The organism is Micromonospora sp. Utrum1 (assembly GCF_057197805.1).
Genome location: NZ_CM170071.1, coordinates 3414578 through 3431487, shown reverse-complemented (window position 1 = coordinate 3431487; position 16910 = coordinate 3414578). Strand labels below are relative to the sequence as shown.

The window sequence follows — 16910 nt, the reverse complement described above, 5'->3', positions numbered from 1 at the left end:
CGCCGCCAACAGCAACCGGGCCCGACGTGCATCGAGTCGGATCGCCCAGCGGCGGTACTGGCCGCTGTCGGTCGACCAGGATGTGGCCTGAGACGCGGCGCGGCGGAGCGATTGCGCGGCCTCGATTGATCCTGCGGATGGGAACCAAGATCCGTCTGGTTGAGGACCTACAAGCCATGATCAGACCGCCTATACGACCCTGCCGGCGGCGCCAACCGGCAGCGATCAAGACGGTGGCTGACTCGCCTTGCAGAGGACAGTTGAGCACGGAGGAACTTTCATCAATGGGCGTTGGCGACAAATTTGCGACAGGGGGTGACGGGTTGATTCGATCACGCGCATCGTGGACGGTGGAAGCATGTCTGCGACCAGCGGATCCGGCTATGTGGGCTGGGTGCTGCGCAGCAACCGGCGTTTCGCCGGGAACGCTGACTTCCATTTGGCCCGCAACTTCGCTCGCGCCTTTCGATTAAGCGCGGAATCGGGCCTTGCCCCGTCGCAGATCACCCGGTGGGAGCAGGGTACGACGACAGCCAGCCGGGGAGTTCTCCGCCGATATGAACAGCTGTTGGGTGTGCCTCCCGAGTCGTTCGTCGTGGTGAGTGACGCGATGCGCCGCAGCGAGGGGCTGACCTTCGACGTCACGCCTGGCCGGCAAGACGATCAGAGCCGCCTCTATGAACTCCTCGACCGTGCCCTTGCTCCCGGCGAGATGACGGGAGCCGACTGGGGCGTACTGACGGAGCTGATCGCCGCGCAGCCGGCCTTGGTGCTCTATCCCCCAGGGTTGTGGACTGTGATCGCCGGGCAGGTGCTGAGCGAGCTTGTGGTCTCTGAGAACACTGCATGGCTTCAACGGCAGGAGGCCATCAGCCGCCTGTTGGAGCATCCCGTAGCCCGTCCGCATGCCGTAGCGGCGTGCGTTGGCATGGCCGACGATCAGTCCTCTCCAGCCGTCATCGAGCCCGTTTCCCTCCTCGATGTGGTGGCGCACGACGACGCGAACAGATATGTCCTTCGACAGATCGAGAACCCGAGCAGCGAGCGTGCTCGCTACGCTGGCCTGCTTGCCGCGGTACGAAAGATACGACATGGGCATTTCGCCGGGGATGACTACGTCCGGCTCGCCCGGGCAGTTCGGCAGGCAATGTCCGACTCGGCACCCGATTCCTCGATAGCCCCGCTGCTAGCCCAAGTCGCGACGGCACTCAACCGCCGCATGCCGGCCCAGCCCCCGCTACCGGGAGGCCTTCGCGCTACGGGTTCGTACGCCCCGGCCAACGGCGCTACCGCCCAGCGGACGGGGGCGCACGTGGTAAGCCAGCGCGTCGCCGACCTCGCACAAGTCCGCCTAGGCGACCACCGCGGCCGGGATCCCGTCCTGGCACGACTTGTCGGGCAGGCGCTGTTCCACGCCAATCCGGATCAGCGCCTGATGGCCACCATGCTGATCTCCGCGACACCGTACCGTGAGCCCGTGGCCGGGGCGCTGCTGATGCAGCTCCAAAGTGATTTGTCCCGCCGCGTCGAAGAGATGGCAGCGACGGCCTTGAGCATGTTGACCACTCTGCATGTCGACATACACAGGCCACTTATGCGGACCATTCTCGCCAGCCGCGCTTCCAACGCGAGCCTGCGCCACGCCGCGGCTTGGGCCACGCCGCACTGCGCCGGCAGGTATTCGCTCGCTAGCTGGCGGCAGATCCTTGCTGAACAGATTGCGGCGTGGTCGACCGCGCCGTCGGGCACGGCTGAATCCATCCTCCACGGCCTCACCTACGGCATCGGCACAGACCGCCATCGGGAGCTGCTGATTGAATTGCAGCAGCGAACAGAACTGCCGACCGCCGTCCGGCAAACCGCGCACTGGCTGCTGTCGTCACCGTCCCAGCCACCAGCCTGACCGAGCGGGATCGGTGTACCGCAAAGAGCGGAAGCGCTCAGATCAATACTCGGACCGCTGGCTAAGGGATGTCTCGTAACCCTGGCGTCCGTCTCTTGAGGATGATCGGGCAGGATGCCCGGGTGCAGGTGATCACCGCAACCCACCCTGAGTGGATCTTCCCGTTCACCGGGCTGCAGCCCGCCCAGTTCCGCAAGCTGGTCCGGCTGGTCGCCGAGCGTGGCGGTGACGCCATCGCCGACGGCCGGCCGGGCCGGCAGTGGGCCCTGGACCTCGCCGACCGGGTGCTGCTGGTGGCCACCTACTGGCGCACGAACCTGACGATGCGCCAGATCGGCCCGCTGTTCGGGGTGTCGCACTCCGCAGCGCACCGGGTCATCGACACCCTTGCGCCGCTACTGGCCCTCGCGCCGGTGCGCAAACGGCCAGTCGAGCAAATCGCCATCGTCGACGGCACCCTGATCCCCACCCGCGATCACCGCCTGGCCGCCCGGAGCAAAAACTACCGCTACTCGGCGAACCTGCAGGTCGCCATCGACGCCAGCACCCGCCTGGTCATCGCCATCGGCGACCCACAACCCGGCAACCGCAACGACACCATCGTCTACCGCACCAGCGGCATCGACCAGAAACTGGACGGGCGCCCGGTGATGGCCGACGGCGGCTACCGCGGCAACCCCGAGGTGATCATGCCGTACCGCAAGCCCGCCGACGGCAGCGACCTCCCGGACTGGAAGGAAGCCCTGAACGTCGAACACCGCAGGGTCCGAGCAGGGGTCGAACACGCCCTGGCCAGGATGAAGTGCTTCAAGATCCTGCGCGACTACCGCCGCGCCGCCCACACATTGGCCGACGCCACTTCCGGCATCGCCAACCTCCACAACATCATCCTCGCTGGCTGACCACCGGTCCGGCGTCGGGCAACGCCTTCACCCAGTTACGAGACGTCCCTTAGGTCCGTGAACACCGGCGGGTGTGTTGATAGGGCCTCACGACGGCGCCTACTTCGCGCTGAGCGTACAGCGTTCGTCGACGACGAGCAGGTTGGCGATCGGGGTGTAAGCCAGGGTGATGGTCTCGTCCCAGGGTTCGGCGTCAATCTTCGCGAGCTGACGGGCCAGCGCTCGGCGCAGCGCGCGCACGGCCTCGAGGTCACCGAGGTGCGCACGGGTGCGCATGGCCACCTGGTACAGCTGCTCGACCCAGGGGTAGTGGGGGATCGCGGTGTCGAGTGCGGCCCACTGCTTCGGCGGATGGCTTCCAGTTCCGAGGTGAGGGTGACCGCCGCGTCAAGGGCCCGTTCGCGCCGTCTAGCGGTAAAGCTCGACCCATTCGTAGTCGCAGCCACCGGCGAGGGGGCGCGGTAGGCGTCGACGGCGGCGCAGTGCGGCGGCGCGCTCCGTCTTACTGTTGGCGGCGTTTGCAGCGCGGACGGCGGTGCGTTCTTCGCGTGTCGGAGATCGAAAATGAACGAGGTCTTCGGTAGATGGTTCAGCGATCAAGCAGAACTTGAAACCGGAGACCTTGTGGACACCTAGACGAGTGATTCCCAACTCTGGGTTGGGCGGCGTGGCGGGTTGACCAGCACAAGAAGAGAGGGCATCGATGGTTGTTTGTGAAGACAGACCTCGACACCCTCTTGACCGCACTGTACGTCCTGATCGACGACCACGTCATCCCGCCGCATCGACGTGGGCCGGGCCGACCCAAGCGGCTGTCCGACTCCGAGCTGGTATGCCTGGCTGTGGCCCAGGTGCTGCTGGGTGCCCGCTCGGAGCACCATTGGCTGCGCCTGTGCTACGGCCGGCTCGGGCATCTGTTCCCGTACCTGCCCAAACAACCCGGATACCACAAGCGGGTCAAGGCCGCCGCGCCGCTGATCTGCCGGGCCACGCTGTACCTGGCCACGCTGTGCCCGTCGTGGCGCGACGACCTGCGGTTGCTGGATGCCACCCCGGTCCCGTGCGGCACGTCTCGGCCCACCGTGCAGCGTTCGGCGTTGGCAGAGATCGCCGGGTACGGCTACTGCGCCTCCCATTCGCGCTGGTACTGGGGGTTGAAGCTGTACCTGATGACCACCGCCGAGGGAATGCCGGTGGCGTGGTGCCTGGCCAACCCCAAGATCGGAGAGCGGGAGGTGGCCGAGGAGTTGCTGGCTCACGCCCGCGAACTGGGCTCGCTGTGCAGCGGCATGGTGGTGTTGGCGGACAAGGGCCTGTCCGGCAAGCAGATCGATCGGTACGCCGCCGAGCAGGTCGGGGTGCTGCTGGCCCGCCCGGACCGCAAGGACGAGCAACGCCGCTTCGGCAACCTCGCCGGTGTCCGGCAGTGGATCGAGTCGGTCAACGACACCCTGAAAGGCCAGCTCAACCTGGAAGGACACGGTGGGCGCACCCCGGCCGGAGTGTTCGCGCGCGTCGCGCAGCGGCTCCTCGCGATGGCCGCAGCGATCTGGCACAACTGGCGGACCAACGCACCCGTCAAGCGTTCCTTGATCGCGTACGACCACTGATCAATTCGGAATCACTCGTCTAGGTTTCGCGATCCCGGGTGTCCGGGTCGTCGGCCCACTGCCACAGGCTGTCGCGCTGGGGCGATCGACTTGCGCGAGACCGCGGACAGAAACGGACCAGGCTTGCCAATCGCCTCATCGGGCGCCCTGGACGAGCAGATCGTCACGGTTCCCGGACACGCCGAAGCCGAGATGATGCTGCCGAGGCTGGCCAACAGCCTGCGTGAGGTCATTCAGCGTGACCCGGTCGCCGCGGGAGGTGAAGAAGATCTTGATGCGCATCATCGCGCCGGGGTCCTGACGCCGATGGCCGGCTCGCGTCAGGATCTCAGCCCGGATTCGGCAAGGAGTCGGCGACGGCAGGCCCTTCATCACACCAGGACATCTGGCCGCCTACGCCGGCTTGGCCCACCGTGAGGTGTCTCTGGGGCTGCCCTACCAGCACCAGCTCGGTTGCCAGCGTCGGTAACCGCCATTGAGATACACCTGCATGCCGGAGCACGTGTACAGCCCGTTGTAGTCGTCGACCATCCGCGTCCGGCTCCAGGTCTGCCCCGCGGAGGTCCAGGCTTTCTGGTTCTGACCGCCGTTGTTCCAGATGCTGATCTCCCCGTGGAACCGGCTGTCCCACGTCCACCACTCCAACCAGGAGGTCAAGCACTGCTTGGAATGGTAGAAGGTCAGGTATCCAGCAGCCATTTTCGACGTGTCGCGGATGATCAGGCTTCCGTCCGAGGTGGCCTCATAGCCCTGAGGTGGCTTGACCACCGTCCCGTCGAAGCAGTCAGCTTCGTAGTACATCTGGCCGTACCTCGACGACGCCTGTGCCGGGGGTGCGATCGTCAGGAGTATTACGAGGGCGGCGAGGGCAGCTCCGGAACCCTTAAGAAGCCTTCGCGTGAGGCGGGTCCGGGTCGGTGCCGGGGCGGCGACGGTCGGCTGACCGATGTCGTGGCTGTGCATCTAAACCTCCCATGTTGGTACTGCGGTCGGTGCGTGGATGCCAACAGGATCGGCTCTGGTGTCGAGTAGCGGCGGGGGCATTGCACAGAGTCACCGCCTATGCAATAAATGGCCCCTGGGTGCCGGGCGGAGTGTCTCCGGCCCGTCGCGGGCGTTCGTACGGGTCGGGTGCCGGCACGGCGGCACGAAGACCTGTCATCCGTAGATCCCTGCCGACAGATGCACCGATGCACCAGATTCGGCAGCTACTAAGGGCCGGGATCTGGCAGTAACATCAGCGGCGAGCGACAGCCCAGAAGGCGGCGGAGTTGCAAGCTGGGGCGGCGGCGCCTCACCGAGGAGGGGCTGCCTGGCCGCAGTGTTCGTTCTCGACGGCGCCATACGCACACTGTGCCGGTCCGCCCCGTTCTGTGACGCGCCGCGATCGATGGCGCGGGCCGCTGTGGCGGCGACGCTGTGCCGTGAGGCTTCCTTTCGGTAAGCCTCACGGCGTTCTCGGCGTTAGGTACTGGAGCTGTTACGGGCAGGCCTGACGGGGGGCGGTGCGGTATGCGCCGCCGAGGAAGCCGATGAAGTTGGTCCGGCTCACGGCCTGTCCGGAGCCCCAGCCCCGGTTGAAGCAGGAGTAGTTCGTTTCGTTGGTCATTTCGACGTGCAGGTGGACTCCGGTCCAGCAGCTGTTCGAGGTGTAGTTCCCGACCGTGCCGACGCGGGTATCCCACCGGCCGATCCACTGCCCGGCGCCCACGGTCGGATTGACGTGGGTGTAGGTGACCCAGCCGATGCGGCTGCCGCCCTCGTACAGACCGACAACGACGGCGTTGCCACCCCGGGCGCGCGTTTGCTCGTGCGTCTCGCCGCTGCGGGCCGCGCAGGCCAGGACCACCGTCTCGACCTTGGCGCTGATCGTGCGCCAGGTCTCGTTCGGCGCTGCGTACAGCTGCACATCCTGGCCGGCGCTCACGCCGAGGTCGACGCTCCAGTCCCCGACGTAGGGCATGCCGTTGCGGAAGGTGTGGTGGACGGTGGGCCAGCTGCAGTCGCTGGAGGGGTATGTCGCGCCGTTGCAGGCGCTGTCCCACACCGCCCAATTGCCGTTGATCGGCGATCCGACCCAGACCGAACTACGTGCGGTTGCCGCCGACGCCGGGGTGGCGGACGCGATGAGCATCAGGGCGATGGCGGCGATGACGGGGGTGCCGATCGCGCGGAGGGAACGCCACGTGCTTCGAGGGGACATCACTGCTCCTTCTGGGTTGGGCCGTTCGCGACGGCTGGCGGGTGGAACGGGACGACGGCGTGATGATGAGTTACGGGCGCGGGATCGTGCCTCAGCACCGGGCGCCGGGCCACGACTTGCGGACGGTTGTGGTGCCGGTCCAGGATTTGGTGACGCAGCCGCTGCCGACCGAGGCGTTGTAGGGTCCGTTGACCTGGACCCACGGGCTGCAGCTGAAGTAGCAGCTGCGCTCGAAGCGGTTCAGGACGGTGGTGGCGTTCGCGGGGGCGCTGAGCCCGATGAGGATCGTTGGCGTGACGAGCAGGGCAGCTAGTCCGACCCGTTGGACTCGGGTACGTCGTTGCACTGGCTCTCCTTCGCTGTCGTGATTTGCGGTAGAGGCGCTCGCGGGTGCTCCAGCCGTCAGGGTGGACGACCGGTGGCACGCCGTTCGGGGCGTGCCACCAGGATCAGCGATGCTGCCTGGTAGTGGCCTAGGCGTTGCGCACCGTAGTCGGCCGTGCAATAAATGGCCGCGTGGGAGCCGGCAGGAGCACCACCGGCCGCCATGGCCGCCCGTACCGGGCGGTTGCAGGACCGGCCGACCGGCCGCGCCTGCCTGCGCACCAGCACCGGGTGGGCTGGCTGCTGCGAGTCAACCGGTTGTACGGGCCGAGTGAACGGTGGCTGCGGTCGGCGGCCTTCGCCGAGGCGTTCCAGGGCGGCTGCTGGGCCGGGCAGGCCAGCATCTACCAGATCTCCCGCTGGGAGACGGCGGCAGTGGGTGCCCCGTACCTGGCCATCCGCCGGTACGAGGAGCTGCTGGACTTGCCGTCGCACCATCTCGTCGCGCTCGTGGACGCCATCCACCGGGACGCGACGTCCACAGGAAGGTGTCGCCGGCACTGGCGCGGGCGCCGGACCGGTTGGCCGCGTCGGACCGCCTCGACGAGCTCGTGGACCGGGCGGCTTCCTCGACGGACCTGCTGACCGGTGTCGAATGGGACGAGCTGACTCGACGGTTGGCGGCCGTACCGGGGATGGTGATCACGCCCCACCGAGCGTGGGCGGATATCGCCGAGCGGCTGCTCAGTGAGACCATCGTCGCCGACGGGATCGCCTGGATGCAGCGCTACGAGGCGCTGAGCCGGCTCCTGGCACATCCCGTCGGTCAACAGGCGGCGGTCGCCGCGTGCGCGAGTCTCGCAGCGGACCCCACGAACCAGGTATTCGTCGAGACGTCGAGCGTGCTGGACGCCAGCGACCATCCCGACGCGAACCGGTACGTACTCCAGCAGCTCGTCCACCCCACCAACGAGCGCGCCCAGTACGGCGCCCTGCTGGCGAGCGTCCGCAAGCTGCGGTTCGGGCACTTCACCGACGCCGACATGCCCGTCTGGTGGCGCACAGGGCCGGTGCGCCCGGGTCGATGACCTCGGCCTCGCCGGGCTCGAACGGCCCGGCGCCCGCCGGGGCGTCGTGGTTGCCCGGCCAGCCCCCGCCCGTCCGCATCTCTCAACAACGCGTGGATCGCCTCCGGCGACAGCAGACCAGCAGCCCGCGCAGCCGCCTCACCATCAGCAACCACCGGCGTCGACGGCACCGTCTGAGGCCGACCAGGGGCGGGTGCTCGTGCGGGTGTCGGGGAAGGTGAAGCCGTCCCTGGCGAAGAAGGTGGAGGCGGCGTTGACCGGGCTGTGACCGTGAACGATGGCCCGCTACCCCGGGGCGGGTGGCGGGCCGCATCATGTCACCGGTCAGTTGACGATCTCGACCAACATCTGGGTCTGCTAGTCCCAACGCCGTTCAGTTAGGCGTTGGCGAGGTCGGTCAAGGGGTGTGTTGATCAGGAAGTAAGGAGCGGAGTTCCGGTATCAAGGTTTGTCACTCCAAGACAACCCAGAACCAGGAACTCCGCTTGGTGGATCAGATTGCCATAACCCGGACGGTCAGGGTAGCGACGGGGCCGTTCGCGGCGGGTCACCTCGGTGAGCTGACCCGGCTGTTGCCGTTCGAGATGATCGATGAGGTTCTGACTGCGACCCGGCGTACGCAGCGGCGGATCCGGCTGCTGCCTGCCCGGGTTGTGGTCTATCTGCTGATCGCGGGCTGCCTGTTCGCCGATCTCGGCTACCGGCAGGTGTGGTCGAAACTCGTCGCTGGTCTGCATCCGCTGCCGGTGCCCGACCCGTCGGGCAGCGCCCTGCGCCAGGCCCGGCAGCGGCTGGGTCCGGCGCCCATGCGGGCCTTGTTCGAACTGCTGCGCGGCCCAGCGGCTACCAGCGCTGCCACCGTGTGGTGGCGGGGCCTGATGCCGGTCGTCATCGACGGCACCGTACTCACCGTCGCGGATTCGCCGGCCAACCTGCGCCGCTACGCCAAGCAGCGGGGCAACAACGGCGGTTCCGGCTATCCCACGCTGCGGCTGAGCGCGCTGCTGGCCTGCGGCACCCGTTCGGTGCTCGACGCGGTGTTCGACCCGCTCAGCACCGGCGAGATCGCCCAGGCTCACCATCTGGCCCGCAGTCTGCGCTCCGGGATGCTGTTGCTGGGCGACCGCAACTACGCCAGCGCCGACCTGATCACCAGGATCGCCGCGACCGGGGCCGACCTGCTGATCCGCTGCAAGAGCAGCCGTAAACTACCTGTGCTCGGCCGCTATCCGGACGGATCCTGGCTCTCAGCCGTCAGCGGCCTGCGGGTCCGAGTCGTTGATGCCCGGATCAGCATCACCACCACCGGCGGCAGCCAGACCGGCGACTACCGGCTGATCACCACCCTGCTCGACGCCCGCCGCCACCCGGCAGGCGACCTCGCCCGGCTCTACCACCAGCGCTGGGAGATCGAGACCGCCTACCTCGAACTCAAATCCAGCATCCTCGGCGGACGAGTCCTGCGAGCCCGCACCCCCGACGGCATCGACCAGGAAATCCACGCCCTGCTCATCACCTACCAGGTGCTACGCACCGCGATGACCGACGCCACCGACAGCCGGCCCGGCCTCGACCCGGACCGGGCCAGCTTCACCACCGCCCTCAACGCCGCCCGCGACCAGATCACCCTGGCCGCCGGCGTCATCGCCGACACCGTCATCGACCTGGTCGGCGCCATCGGCGAACGCGTCCTGGCCAACCTGCTACCCGAGCGCCGCATCCGCACCAAAACCCGAATGATCAAACGCTCGAACTCCAAATACCAGGCCCGCGGACCGAACATCGACCGCCGCACCTACAAGGCCACCACCAACATCGACGTCATCACCAACGAACCTTGACACACCAGCCACCGGCCTAACTGAACGGCGTTGCTGCTAGTCCTCCGGCTGATCCGCGGCCGCGTACCGGACCTCCTGGATGTGCTCGATCAGCAAGTCGGGGGTGTGGGCCTTCTTTGCCCGGCAGGTTGGGGCTGGCCGGCCGGCTACACCGGCAGAACATATGCCGTGACAGCCCAGCCCTGCGCGGGTGTCACCTTGGTGGCGCCGGAAACCCGAACCTGGCGAGCATCTCCGCTTGGCGTTGCTCCCGCCGTTGCTTCCAGTTCGCGTCGCATACCCGGCAGCGGCACGGCGGATCCCACAGCGCCACCTTCCGGCGGTGACGCGTCGCCGTCGCGGCCTTCCGCTCCTCGGTGAGCGGACAGCCGGCCCGCTCCAGGTAGGCGAGTGCGGCCCGCTCCCACGTTCCGTCCTCGCCGATGCTGGGGATCTTGCCCCACAACTCCATCTCACCTAGAAAGCCGTTGCAGCCCGAGCAGAGCAGACCCCGGATGCACTTCCCGCAGGTGTTGTGGTGGTCAGGGCAGCAGACATGGTCGTGATCGATGTAGAGGGGAATCGCGTCGGCCCCTCGCAGGTTTCCTCGCCCGCAGATGCCGCATACTCCGTCCTGGGCGTTGCGGAGTTGCCGGTACTGGTCTGCGGTGATGCGGTGCCGGCCGAGGGCTTTCGTCGGCAGGCCGACGGCGCATACCTGCCACGGGTCGCGGCCCACGCCGACCAGCGCGGGCCACGCCTTTACGGGGTGTCCAGGTGTCATTGCGGGGACTGCCACGGGCCGGCCGGGCATCCGACGGGGCTGCTCACCAGTTCCCGTCGCCGTACAGGGTCGAGCACGCCTCGGCCAGGTCCAGGGCAGCCTGGCTGATGTTCAGGTTCGCGTCGACCGCAGCGTTCTGGTCGCTGTTGAGGTCGGCCGTCTCTCGGGCGGTGACCGCGTCCAGCAGCTTTCGCCCATGCTGTCGCATCACGTCGTCGTCCGACTTGGCAGCATTCTCGGCGGCCTTGCGGGTGTCTCCGAGGTTGTCGAGCAGGGCGAGCATGTCGTGGGTCAGGGTTTGGCAGGCGAGCCGGTTCCAGTCCTGCGTCGGTAGGGCGGCGGGGGTGCTGGTGGGTGCCGAGCTGATGGCCTTGGTGTCGGCCTGGTCGCTGGGGTCCTTGCCGCACGCGGTGATCCCGAGGGTTAACGCGGGGAGCAGGGCCAGGGCGGCAACCGTTCGGCGATGGATGCGGCTGTACGGGTCAGTCATGGTCATCTCCTTCCTTCGAGTGTGTCAGGCGTGCGAGACGGCCAAGATGAGCAGGTCGGTACGACCATGCTGGATCAGGTAGTCAACTAGCCGCTGCCGGACCTCCGGAGTGTCGTTGTGCTGGACGTTGAGCGGCGGCGCTCAGCCTCGATCCAGGCTGTGGTCGCCGACGCCGAGGCGCCGGCAACTGCTCGACGCCGGCGTCGATGCCAGTGAGGTCGAGGTGCAGCCACGGGGCAACTTCGTCTACTTCGGCGATCTTGACGGCAAAAGGTGGTCGCTGCAGGCGATTGAGTCACGCCCCCGCGGCATCGAGGCAGCCAGTCCGGCGGCGCGCTGATGACCACCACCGTGGTGGAGAACTTTCCCGGCTTCCCCCACAGCATCACCGGCCCGGAGCTGATGGACCACCTCCGCAAGCAGGCCGACCGCTTCGGCGCCCAGTTCATCCCCGACGACGTCACCCGCGTCGACCTTGCCGGCCTCATCAAGAGGGTATGGGTCGGCGAGCAGGCTCACCAGGCACAGGCGGTCATCCTCGCCACCGGCTCCGCCTGGCGACCCCTCGGCGTCACCGGCGAGCAGGAGCTGCTCGGCCACGGCATGTCGGCCTGCGCCACCTGTGACGGGTTCTTCTTCCGCGACCAGGACATCGCCATGGTCGGCGGCGGAGACACCGCGATGGAGGAAGCTACCTTCCTCACCCTCTTCGCTCGCAGCGTCACCATCATTCACCGCCGGGACACCTTCCGCGCCAGCCGGATCATGTCCGACCGAGCACTGAGCAACGACAAGATCCATGTGGCGTGGAACAGCGTGGTCGAGGAGATCCTCGGCCACGACGGCCCCGTCGCCGGTGCCCGGCTGCGCGACGTCCACACCGGCGCCACCCGGGTCTGGACGTCACCGGCGTGTTCGTGGCCATCGGACATGACCCGCGCAGCGAGTTGTTCCGCGGCCAGGTCGCGCTCGACGATGACGGCTACGTCACCGTCGACTCCCCCGGAACCCGCACCAACCTTCCGGGGTGTTCGCCGCCGGTGACCTCGTCGACCACACCTACCGTCAGGCCATCACCGCCGCAGGCACCGGCTGGCACCGTCGGGCTCAACCGTCATGGTGATCTCGTCGTTGCGCGGTTCAGGCGTACGAGCGGCCAGGTACGCGAAGTAGATGTAGCGGTAGTCGAACTCGTGGTGGCGGTCGTGAACCCAGTCGAGCCATTGATCCACCTGCGCCAAGGTCCACCGATTCATACGCCCCTCCCCTAGATCCTCACCAGCTCACGGTCACTCCCAACGCCATAGACCCAACGCTATCGATGGGCCGCCACCTGGCCTTTCAGGGCCAGCGCCGCCACATGGCTCAGACCTCGCCTCTCCCCGTGCCGGCAGCGCAACGGCACGCGCCGGTCACCGAGGCGGGCCCACGGCGGGACCTGAGTGGTGGACTGGGCGGCAAAGCCCGTGATTGAGTCCGCCGCCCGTTCCCCACGTCGATCCCAGCTGCTGCATCGCCCGCTCGCCTCGGACGCCGGCACGTGCTTCTGCCGGCTGCCGATCCCTGAGGGGCGAACCGCCGGGCTGAGAGGGCGAGTTCCGTGGGACGTCAGGAGCTGCAGGTGTTCAGCATGCTTTGCAGGGCGGACTTCTCCGACGACTGCAGCGCCAGGCCCCAGGCGTACTTCACGGTGATCCACATCTTGCTGTAGGTGCACCGGTACGACGACAGCGACGGCTGCCAGGTGGACGGGTCCTGGTCGCCCTTGGCCTGGTTGACGTTGTCGGTGACGGCGATCAACTGCGGATGGCTGAGGTCGTTGGCGAAGCTCTGCCGCCGGCTGGTGGTCCAACCGTTGGCGCCGGATCGCCACGCTTCGGCGAGGGGCACGACATGGTCGATGTCGACGTCGGAGGCGGCGGACCAGGTCGCGCCGTCGTACGGGCTGTACCAGCGGCCCGACACCGCGGCGCAGCTGCTGTCGGTGACGACGGAGGTGCCGTCGCGCTTGAGGACGGTCTCGCGGGTGTTGCAGGCGCCGCTGATGGTGATCCAGTGCGGGAACAGGTCCCGGGAGTACCCGCTCGTCGAGCCTTCGGTCCGGACGGTCAGCGCGTTGAGCTGTGACTGGGCGGTCGACTTGGAGGGGATGCCAGGAGGCGTCGCGAGCGCTGGCGCGGCGTCCATGGCGATTAGGTAGGCGCCGGTCAGGGCCACGGCGGCTACGGCGGTGACGGCTCGCCGCAGTACGGGTCGGGTGGACTGTCGGGTGACTGGCATGAAGGCCTCCTCGGCAGCGCGATGAACAGCGACCATCTCGGCCGAGCATGTCCATCGACGGTCGCCTTTGTGAAGAGAGAAAGAGCCTTCTGCGAATACTGGTCCCATGCCAGCTTGCCGGCGCCGCGCCAGCGGCCCGGCGGGCAAGCCTCTTGGTACTGCCGCTCGCGCGTGTCGACATGGCGACGCAGCGGCGATGGCCGCTTCGGCGGCGTCCTACAGCGCGAGTCTCAGGCTGGTAGAGCACCTGGATTCTGGGAGCGACGGTGGCCAACGACCTGATCGTCATGACCTGGAACGTGGAAAACCTGTTCCGCCCCGACGACACCGACACGCCGGCGACGGAAACCTACGCCGCGAAGCTCGCCTACCTGGCCGGGCTCATCTCGGGCACCGGCGCCGACGTCGTCGCCCTCCAGGAGGTCGGCTCTCCGGCAGCCGTTGAAGACCTCCGGGCAGCCCTCGGCGCGCCCTGGCAGGCGCTGGTGTCCTCCCACCCGGACGGCCGTGGCATCCGGGTGGCTGTCCTCGCCCGGCACGCCCTCACCGAGGAAGCGCAGATCCTCGCGCTGCCGCAGGCCGGGCTGCCGGCGGTCCCCGACGTTGACGGCACCACGTTGGCCCACCTGGGTCGCGGAGCGATCCAGGTGCACGTCGACTGCGGCGGCCCAGGCTTGCGGCTGCTGACCGCCCACCTCAAAAGCAAGCTGCTCACCTACCCCGGCGGGCGGCGCTACCCTCTCACAGAAGACGAACGCGCCCGCGGCGCCGGCTACGCCCTACTACGCCGCACCGCCGAGGCCGTCGCGCTGCGCGTGCACCTCAACGAGGTCCTGACCGCGGCCGCCGTCGACGGGCCGCCGGGCATGCCGACGATCCTGTGCGGCGACCTCAACGACGGACCGGACGCCGTCACCACCGTCCTGCTCGAGGGCCCAGCCGACGGAGACGTCAACCGGCCGGACAAGGGCGACGCGGTCCGGCTATACAACGTCGGACGACGACTGCCTCCAACCCGTGCCTACTCCCGCATCTACCAAGGCCGCCGGGAACTCATCGACCACATCCTGGCTACCCGCGACCTGCAGCTGCGCCTGGTCAGCATCGAATCGCTCGTCGACGACATCACCTCTATCGGCGCCTCCACCCGCAGCCGGGAGGCGGTCATCGTCCCTGATCACGCCCCGGTCCTCGCCCGGTTCACCGGCCTGTAGCCCCAGGACCTGACGCTCCCAAGCGGGTCAGCGCTGGTTAGTCATCCGGCCGGCATCCCGAACGGGTCTGCGCCCTCGCCGAGGAGTAGCGGCACGTCGTAGACCGACACGTCCGGTCGCGCTCTGGCATACCGCACGCGGTGGCGCCACCGCTGGTGCTCGAACGCCACGTCAGCGTCGATCTCCGCCACCACCGTCGGCTCCACCTGCATGTACGGCAAGGGCTCGGGCCGGTCCAGCTGGCCGGACCACGATGCGGGCAGCGGCTGCGGCCACGGGTGAACGACAGAGCCAGGGCGCGGCATCCGCGGCGGCGAGAGCAGCGGAGCCAGCTCGGCGGCCTGAGCGGAGGTCAGCGGATGGGAGCGCCCGGTGTACCGCAGCCGCCCCCGCCGGTCGAACCGGCCCAGCAACACCGTCTCCGGGCTGCTAATGCCGCCGGTCAGCCCACCGACGATGGCCTCCGTGACGATCCGAGTCCGGAACTTCGACCAGCCCCGCCGGCCCGGCTCATACCGGCCGCTCAGGCGCTTGCTCACCACGCCCTCGATGCCCGCCGCGACGGTCCAGTTCAGCAGCCAGTCCGCCACCTGCCGCATGTCGCCCGTCTGCGGGGTCAGAGTCAGCTGCGCCGGCGCGTCGGCGAGCAGCCGCTCCAGCCGGGCCCGACGCTCCGATAGCGGCAGGTCCAGGATCACCTGCCCACCGACATCCGCGAGCAGGTCGAACAGCACGTAGTGGGCGGGGAACTCGCGTGCCACGCGAAGCAGGTCACGACCGGCGGTCACTCGGCGCTGAAGCTGCGCGAAGTTCGTCCGCCCGCGCTCCCAGACGATCAGCTCACCGTCGAGCACGACGCCGGGTGGGATGGCTGTGCGGATCGCGCGGGTGATGTCCGGGAAGTAGGTGGTCAGGTTCCGGCCGGCCCGGGACTGCAGGGACACGGTGTCGGTCTCGCGGAAGGCGATCGCCCGCCACCCGTCCCACTTCGGCTCATGCACCAGGTTCGGATCCTCCGGCACCGCGTCCACCGGCGCGGCGAGCATCGGCGCGACGGGCCGGCGCAGCACCGGGTCCGCCGCTGTGCCCGCCCGCGTCCGGGCGGGGCTCACCACGAGCCTCCCCCACACCGGTCGTGAGCCCGTCTCATCTCCCCCTCCCCACGTCATCGTGGGAGGGAACCGGGCCGCCTCGGGCGGAGATCCGCGACAATGAATGCACGAGCGGGCGCAGCACAGTTATCGCAAGCCCGTCCAACAAAGGATGCGCCGCCCCGGTCCCGGCCACGTCGGGCCCAACCTGCTGGGACCGACCGGGCTCCCTACCACCGCCCTGACCTCAAGAAGGAGAAAGCGCTCGGGTGCCTGGATGCGGACCAGGCGGACCACTCGCGTGGGCGTTAGCACATTCCGGCGGCAACCCGCCTGGTCACGGAGGGTGTTAGCACCCTTCGGTCATGATCAGGGTGTGTTCCACAGCCGCCGAAGTTCTCCACAGCACGCAGTCCGCCCTGGCAAGCTGCGGCCACCAGCGGCGAATCTGAACACAGTCGGCGAGGTCACCGCACGGCTGCTGGCCACGGCCACGCGCAGGTGGAGCAGCCGCCGCCACAGGCCACCGACGACCGGTCCCCGCAGCTAACAGATGCGGGGACCGGTTCTCCCCCAACCGGCCCTCCGAATCCGACAGCAGAGCCTCGGACGCCACGCCGCGTCGTCATCCCCCACGTACGGTCGGAGGGTGGACGTGCTGCTACGCGGCGGGCCGGGTGACGGCCAGGTGGTGCCGGGCGGCGAGGAGACCGTCGTGTGGCAGGCCTGCCTGTACGAGATCACGCCGGAGCATGGGCGCCGCAGCGGGCGTGATCTTCGGGTCTACCGGCACCGCCCGGACTGCTGCGAGCCCTACGGCCGAGGCTCCGAGGACCCCTGTGAGTGACCCGTCGTCGCAGGGCAGATGAAGCCCATCCCATCCCGATCTCACGGTTGGTCGAACGTATGTACGATCAGCTCGTGCAGCAGGTGGTACGGCGGTGGTGGAACGGAATCTGGGGGCGCCTGACCCGGCGCGACGTGTGGCTGGTCCGTGAGACGCGCTGGACGGTGATGGCCCGGGCCGGGGACACCGAGTCCGGGAAGGTGCTGCGCTGGGAGTTCGACTCGGAGCCGGAGGCCCTGCAGATGATTGATCGTCTGCTGCGCGCCGACACCGCCGGCCAGTGGCGGGAGCAGGACCGCCGTACTCCCCCGTCGACTGCTGGCGCCGGTGAGGCGCGGCGGGTCACATAGTTGA

The 16910-nt window shown here is 68.2% G+C and carries 18 protein-coding genes and 1 pseudogene; 10 read left to right on the top strand and 9 right to left on the bottom strand.

What is annotated here, in order from left to right; translation table 11 throughout:
• Positions 1-358: 358 nt before the first annotated feature.
• Together AC0OLQ_RS16245 and AC0OLQ_RS16240 are read left to right on the top strand one after the other, a co-directional pair.
• Entirely contained in the window at positions 359-1903 is a 1545-nt protein-coding gene (locus tag AC0OLQ_RS16245) for a helix-turn-helix domain-containing protein (RefSeq protein WP_484532027.1), read from the top strand.
• A 122-nt stretch (positions 1904-2025) separates the two neighbouring features.
• Positions 2026-2805: a transposase family protein gene (locus AC0OLQ_RS16240; protein WP_484532318.1), complete on the top strand. Its 780-nt coding sequence runs from the start codon at positions 2026-2028 to the stop codon at positions 2803-2805.
• A 99-nt stretch (positions 2806-2904) separates the two neighbouring features.
• On the opposite strand, the gene AC0OLQ_RS16235 is transcribed toward AC0OLQ_RS16240, so the two are convergent.
• Positions 2905-3081, bottom strand: coding sequence for a hypothetical protein (locus AC0OLQ_RS16235; protein WP_484532026.1), 177 nt, complete (start codon positions 3079-3081; stop codon positions 2905-2907).
• A gap of 437 nt (positions 3082-3518) precedes the next feature.
• Here AC0OLQ_RS16235 and AC0OLQ_RS16230 point away from each other — a divergent pair, with 437 nt between their 5' ends.
• A complete protein-coding gene (locus AC0OLQ_RS16230; protein ID WP_484532264.1) occupies positions 3519-4415 on the top strand; it encodes an IS982 family transposase in 897 nt (298 codons plus the stop codon).
• A gap of 135 nt (positions 4416-4550) precedes the next feature.
• Here the strand turns inward: AC0OLQ_RS16230 and AC0OLQ_RS16225 are convergent, their stop codons facing one another.
• From AC0OLQ_RS16225 to AC0OLQ_RS16215, 3 genes are all read right to left on the bottom strand, one after another.
• Entirely contained in the window at positions 4551-4787 is a 237-nt protein-coding gene (locus AC0OLQ_RS16225) for a hypothetical protein (protein ID WP_484532025.1), read from the bottom strand.
• Positions 4788-4850: 63 nt separating this feature from the next.
• Positions 4851-5378, bottom strand: coding sequence for a hypothetical protein (locus AC0OLQ_RS16220; RefSeq protein WP_484532024.1), 528 nt, complete (start codon positions 5376-5378; stop codon positions 4851-4853).
• 517 nt (positions 5379-5895) lie between these two features.
• Positions 5896-6618 carry a M23 family metallopeptidase gene (locus AC0OLQ_RS16215; RefSeq protein ID WP_484532023.1) on the bottom strand — a complete coding sequence of 241 codons (723 nt, stop codon included), beginning with the start codon at positions 6616-6618 and terminating at the stop codon, positions 5896-5898.
• 615 nt (positions 6619-7233) lie between these two features.
• On the opposite strand from AC0OLQ_RS16215, the gene AC0OLQ_RS16210 reads away from it, so the two are divergent.
• The 3 genes from AC0OLQ_RS16210 to AC0OLQ_RS16200 all read left to right on the top strand — a co-directional run bounded on the left by AC0OLQ_RS16210 (position 7234) and on the right by AC0OLQ_RS16200 (position 9871).
• Positions 7234-7587 carry a hypothetical protein gene (locus AC0OLQ_RS16210; RefSeq protein WP_484532022.1) on the top strand — a complete coding sequence of 118 codons (354 nt, stop codon included), beginning with the start codon at positions 7234-7236 and terminating at the stop codon, positions 7585-7587.
• Positions 7524-8030: a hypothetical protein gene (locus tag AC0OLQ_RS16205; protein ID WP_484532021.1), complete on the top strand. Its 507-nt coding sequence runs from the start codon at positions 7524-7526 to the stop codon at positions 8028-8030. Before AC0OLQ_RS16210 ends, AC0OLQ_RS16205 begins: the two co-directional genes overlap by 64 nt.
• 584 nt (positions 8031-8614) lie before the next feature.
• Positions 8615-9871 (top strand): IS4 family transposase, encoded by a 1257-nt coding sequence (locus AC0OLQ_RS16200; RefSeq protein ID WP_484527201.1) that lies wholly within the window; start codon positions 8615-8617, stop codon positions 9869-9871.
• Between the two features lie 193 nt (positions 9872-10064).
• Here AC0OLQ_RS16200 and AC0OLQ_RS16195 read toward each other — a convergent pair whose 3' ends face one another.
• Positions 10065-10589: an endonuclease domain-containing protein gene (locus tag AC0OLQ_RS16195; protein WP_484532020.1), complete on the bottom strand. Its 525-nt coding sequence runs from the start codon at positions 10587-10589 to the stop codon at positions 10065-10067.
• A gap of 88 nt (positions 10590-10677) precedes the next feature.
• On the bottom strand, positions 10678-11124 hold the full coding sequence (locus AC0OLQ_RS16190) for a hypothetical protein (protein ID WP_484532019.1): 447 nt from the start codon (positions 11122-11124) through the stop codon (positions 10678-10680).
• A gap of 315 nt (positions 11125-11439) precedes the next feature.
• Between AC0OLQ_RS16190 and AC0OLQ_RS16185 the strand changes: the two are divergent.
• Positions 11440-12247, top strand: a pseudogene (locus AC0OLQ_RS16185) (NAD(P)/FAD-dependent oxidoreductase); the annotation flags it as partial.
• Here the strand turns inward: AC0OLQ_RS16185 and AC0OLQ_RS16180 are convergent.
• Together AC0OLQ_RS16180 and AC0OLQ_RS16175 are read right to left on the bottom strand one after the other, a co-directional pair.
• Positions 12198-12380 carry a hypothetical protein gene (locus AC0OLQ_RS16180; RefSeq protein WP_484532540.1) on the bottom strand — a complete coding sequence of 61 codons (183 nt, stop codon included), beginning with the start codon at positions 12378-12380 and terminating at the stop codon, positions 12198-12200. The pseudogene AC0OLQ_RS16185 and the gene AC0OLQ_RS16180 sit on opposite strands and share 50 nt — an antisense overlap.
• Before the next feature lie 352 nt (positions 12381-12732).
• Positions 12733-13404 carry a GmrSD restriction endonuclease domain-containing protein gene (locus AC0OLQ_RS16175; protein ID WP_484532018.1) on the bottom strand — a complete coding sequence of 224 codons (672 nt, stop codon included), beginning with the start codon at positions 13402-13404 and terminating at the stop codon, positions 12733-12735.
• A gap of 266 nt (positions 13405-13670) precedes the next feature.
• Here AC0OLQ_RS16175 and AC0OLQ_RS16170 point away from each other — a divergent pair, with 266 nt between their 5' ends.
• Positions 13671-14618 (top strand): endonuclease/exonuclease/phosphatase family protein, encoded by a 948-nt coding sequence (locus AC0OLQ_RS16170; RefSeq protein ID WP_484532017.1) that lies wholly within the window; start codon positions 13671-13673, stop codon positions 14616-14618.
• Positions 14619-14659: 41 nt separating this feature from the next.
• Here the strand turns inward: AC0OLQ_RS16170 and AC0OLQ_RS16165 are convergent, their stop codons facing one another.
• Complete coding sequence (locus AC0OLQ_RS16165) at positions 14660-15730, bottom strand: ATP-dependent DNA ligase (RefSeq protein WP_484532016.1); 1071 nt, start codon at positions 15728-15730, stop codon at positions 14660-14662.
• Positions 15731-16358: 628 nt separating this feature from the next.
• On the opposite strand from AC0OLQ_RS16165, the gene AC0OLQ_RS16160 reads away from it, so the two are divergent.
• Together AC0OLQ_RS16160 and AC0OLQ_RS16155 are read left to right on the top strand one after the other, a co-directional pair.
• Positions 16359-16556, top strand: a complete 198-nt coding sequence (locus AC0OLQ_RS16160) for a hypothetical protein (RefSeq protein WP_484532015.1) — start codon at positions 16359-16361, stop codon at positions 16554-16556.
• A 74-nt stretch (positions 16557-16630) separates the two neighbouring features.
• Positions 16631-16906 carry a hypothetical protein gene (locus AC0OLQ_RS16155; RefSeq protein WP_484532014.1) on the top strand — a complete coding sequence of 92 codons (276 nt, stop codon included), beginning with the start codon at positions 16631-16633 and terminating at the stop codon, positions 16904-16906.
• Positions 16907-16910: the final 4 nt, after the last annotated feature.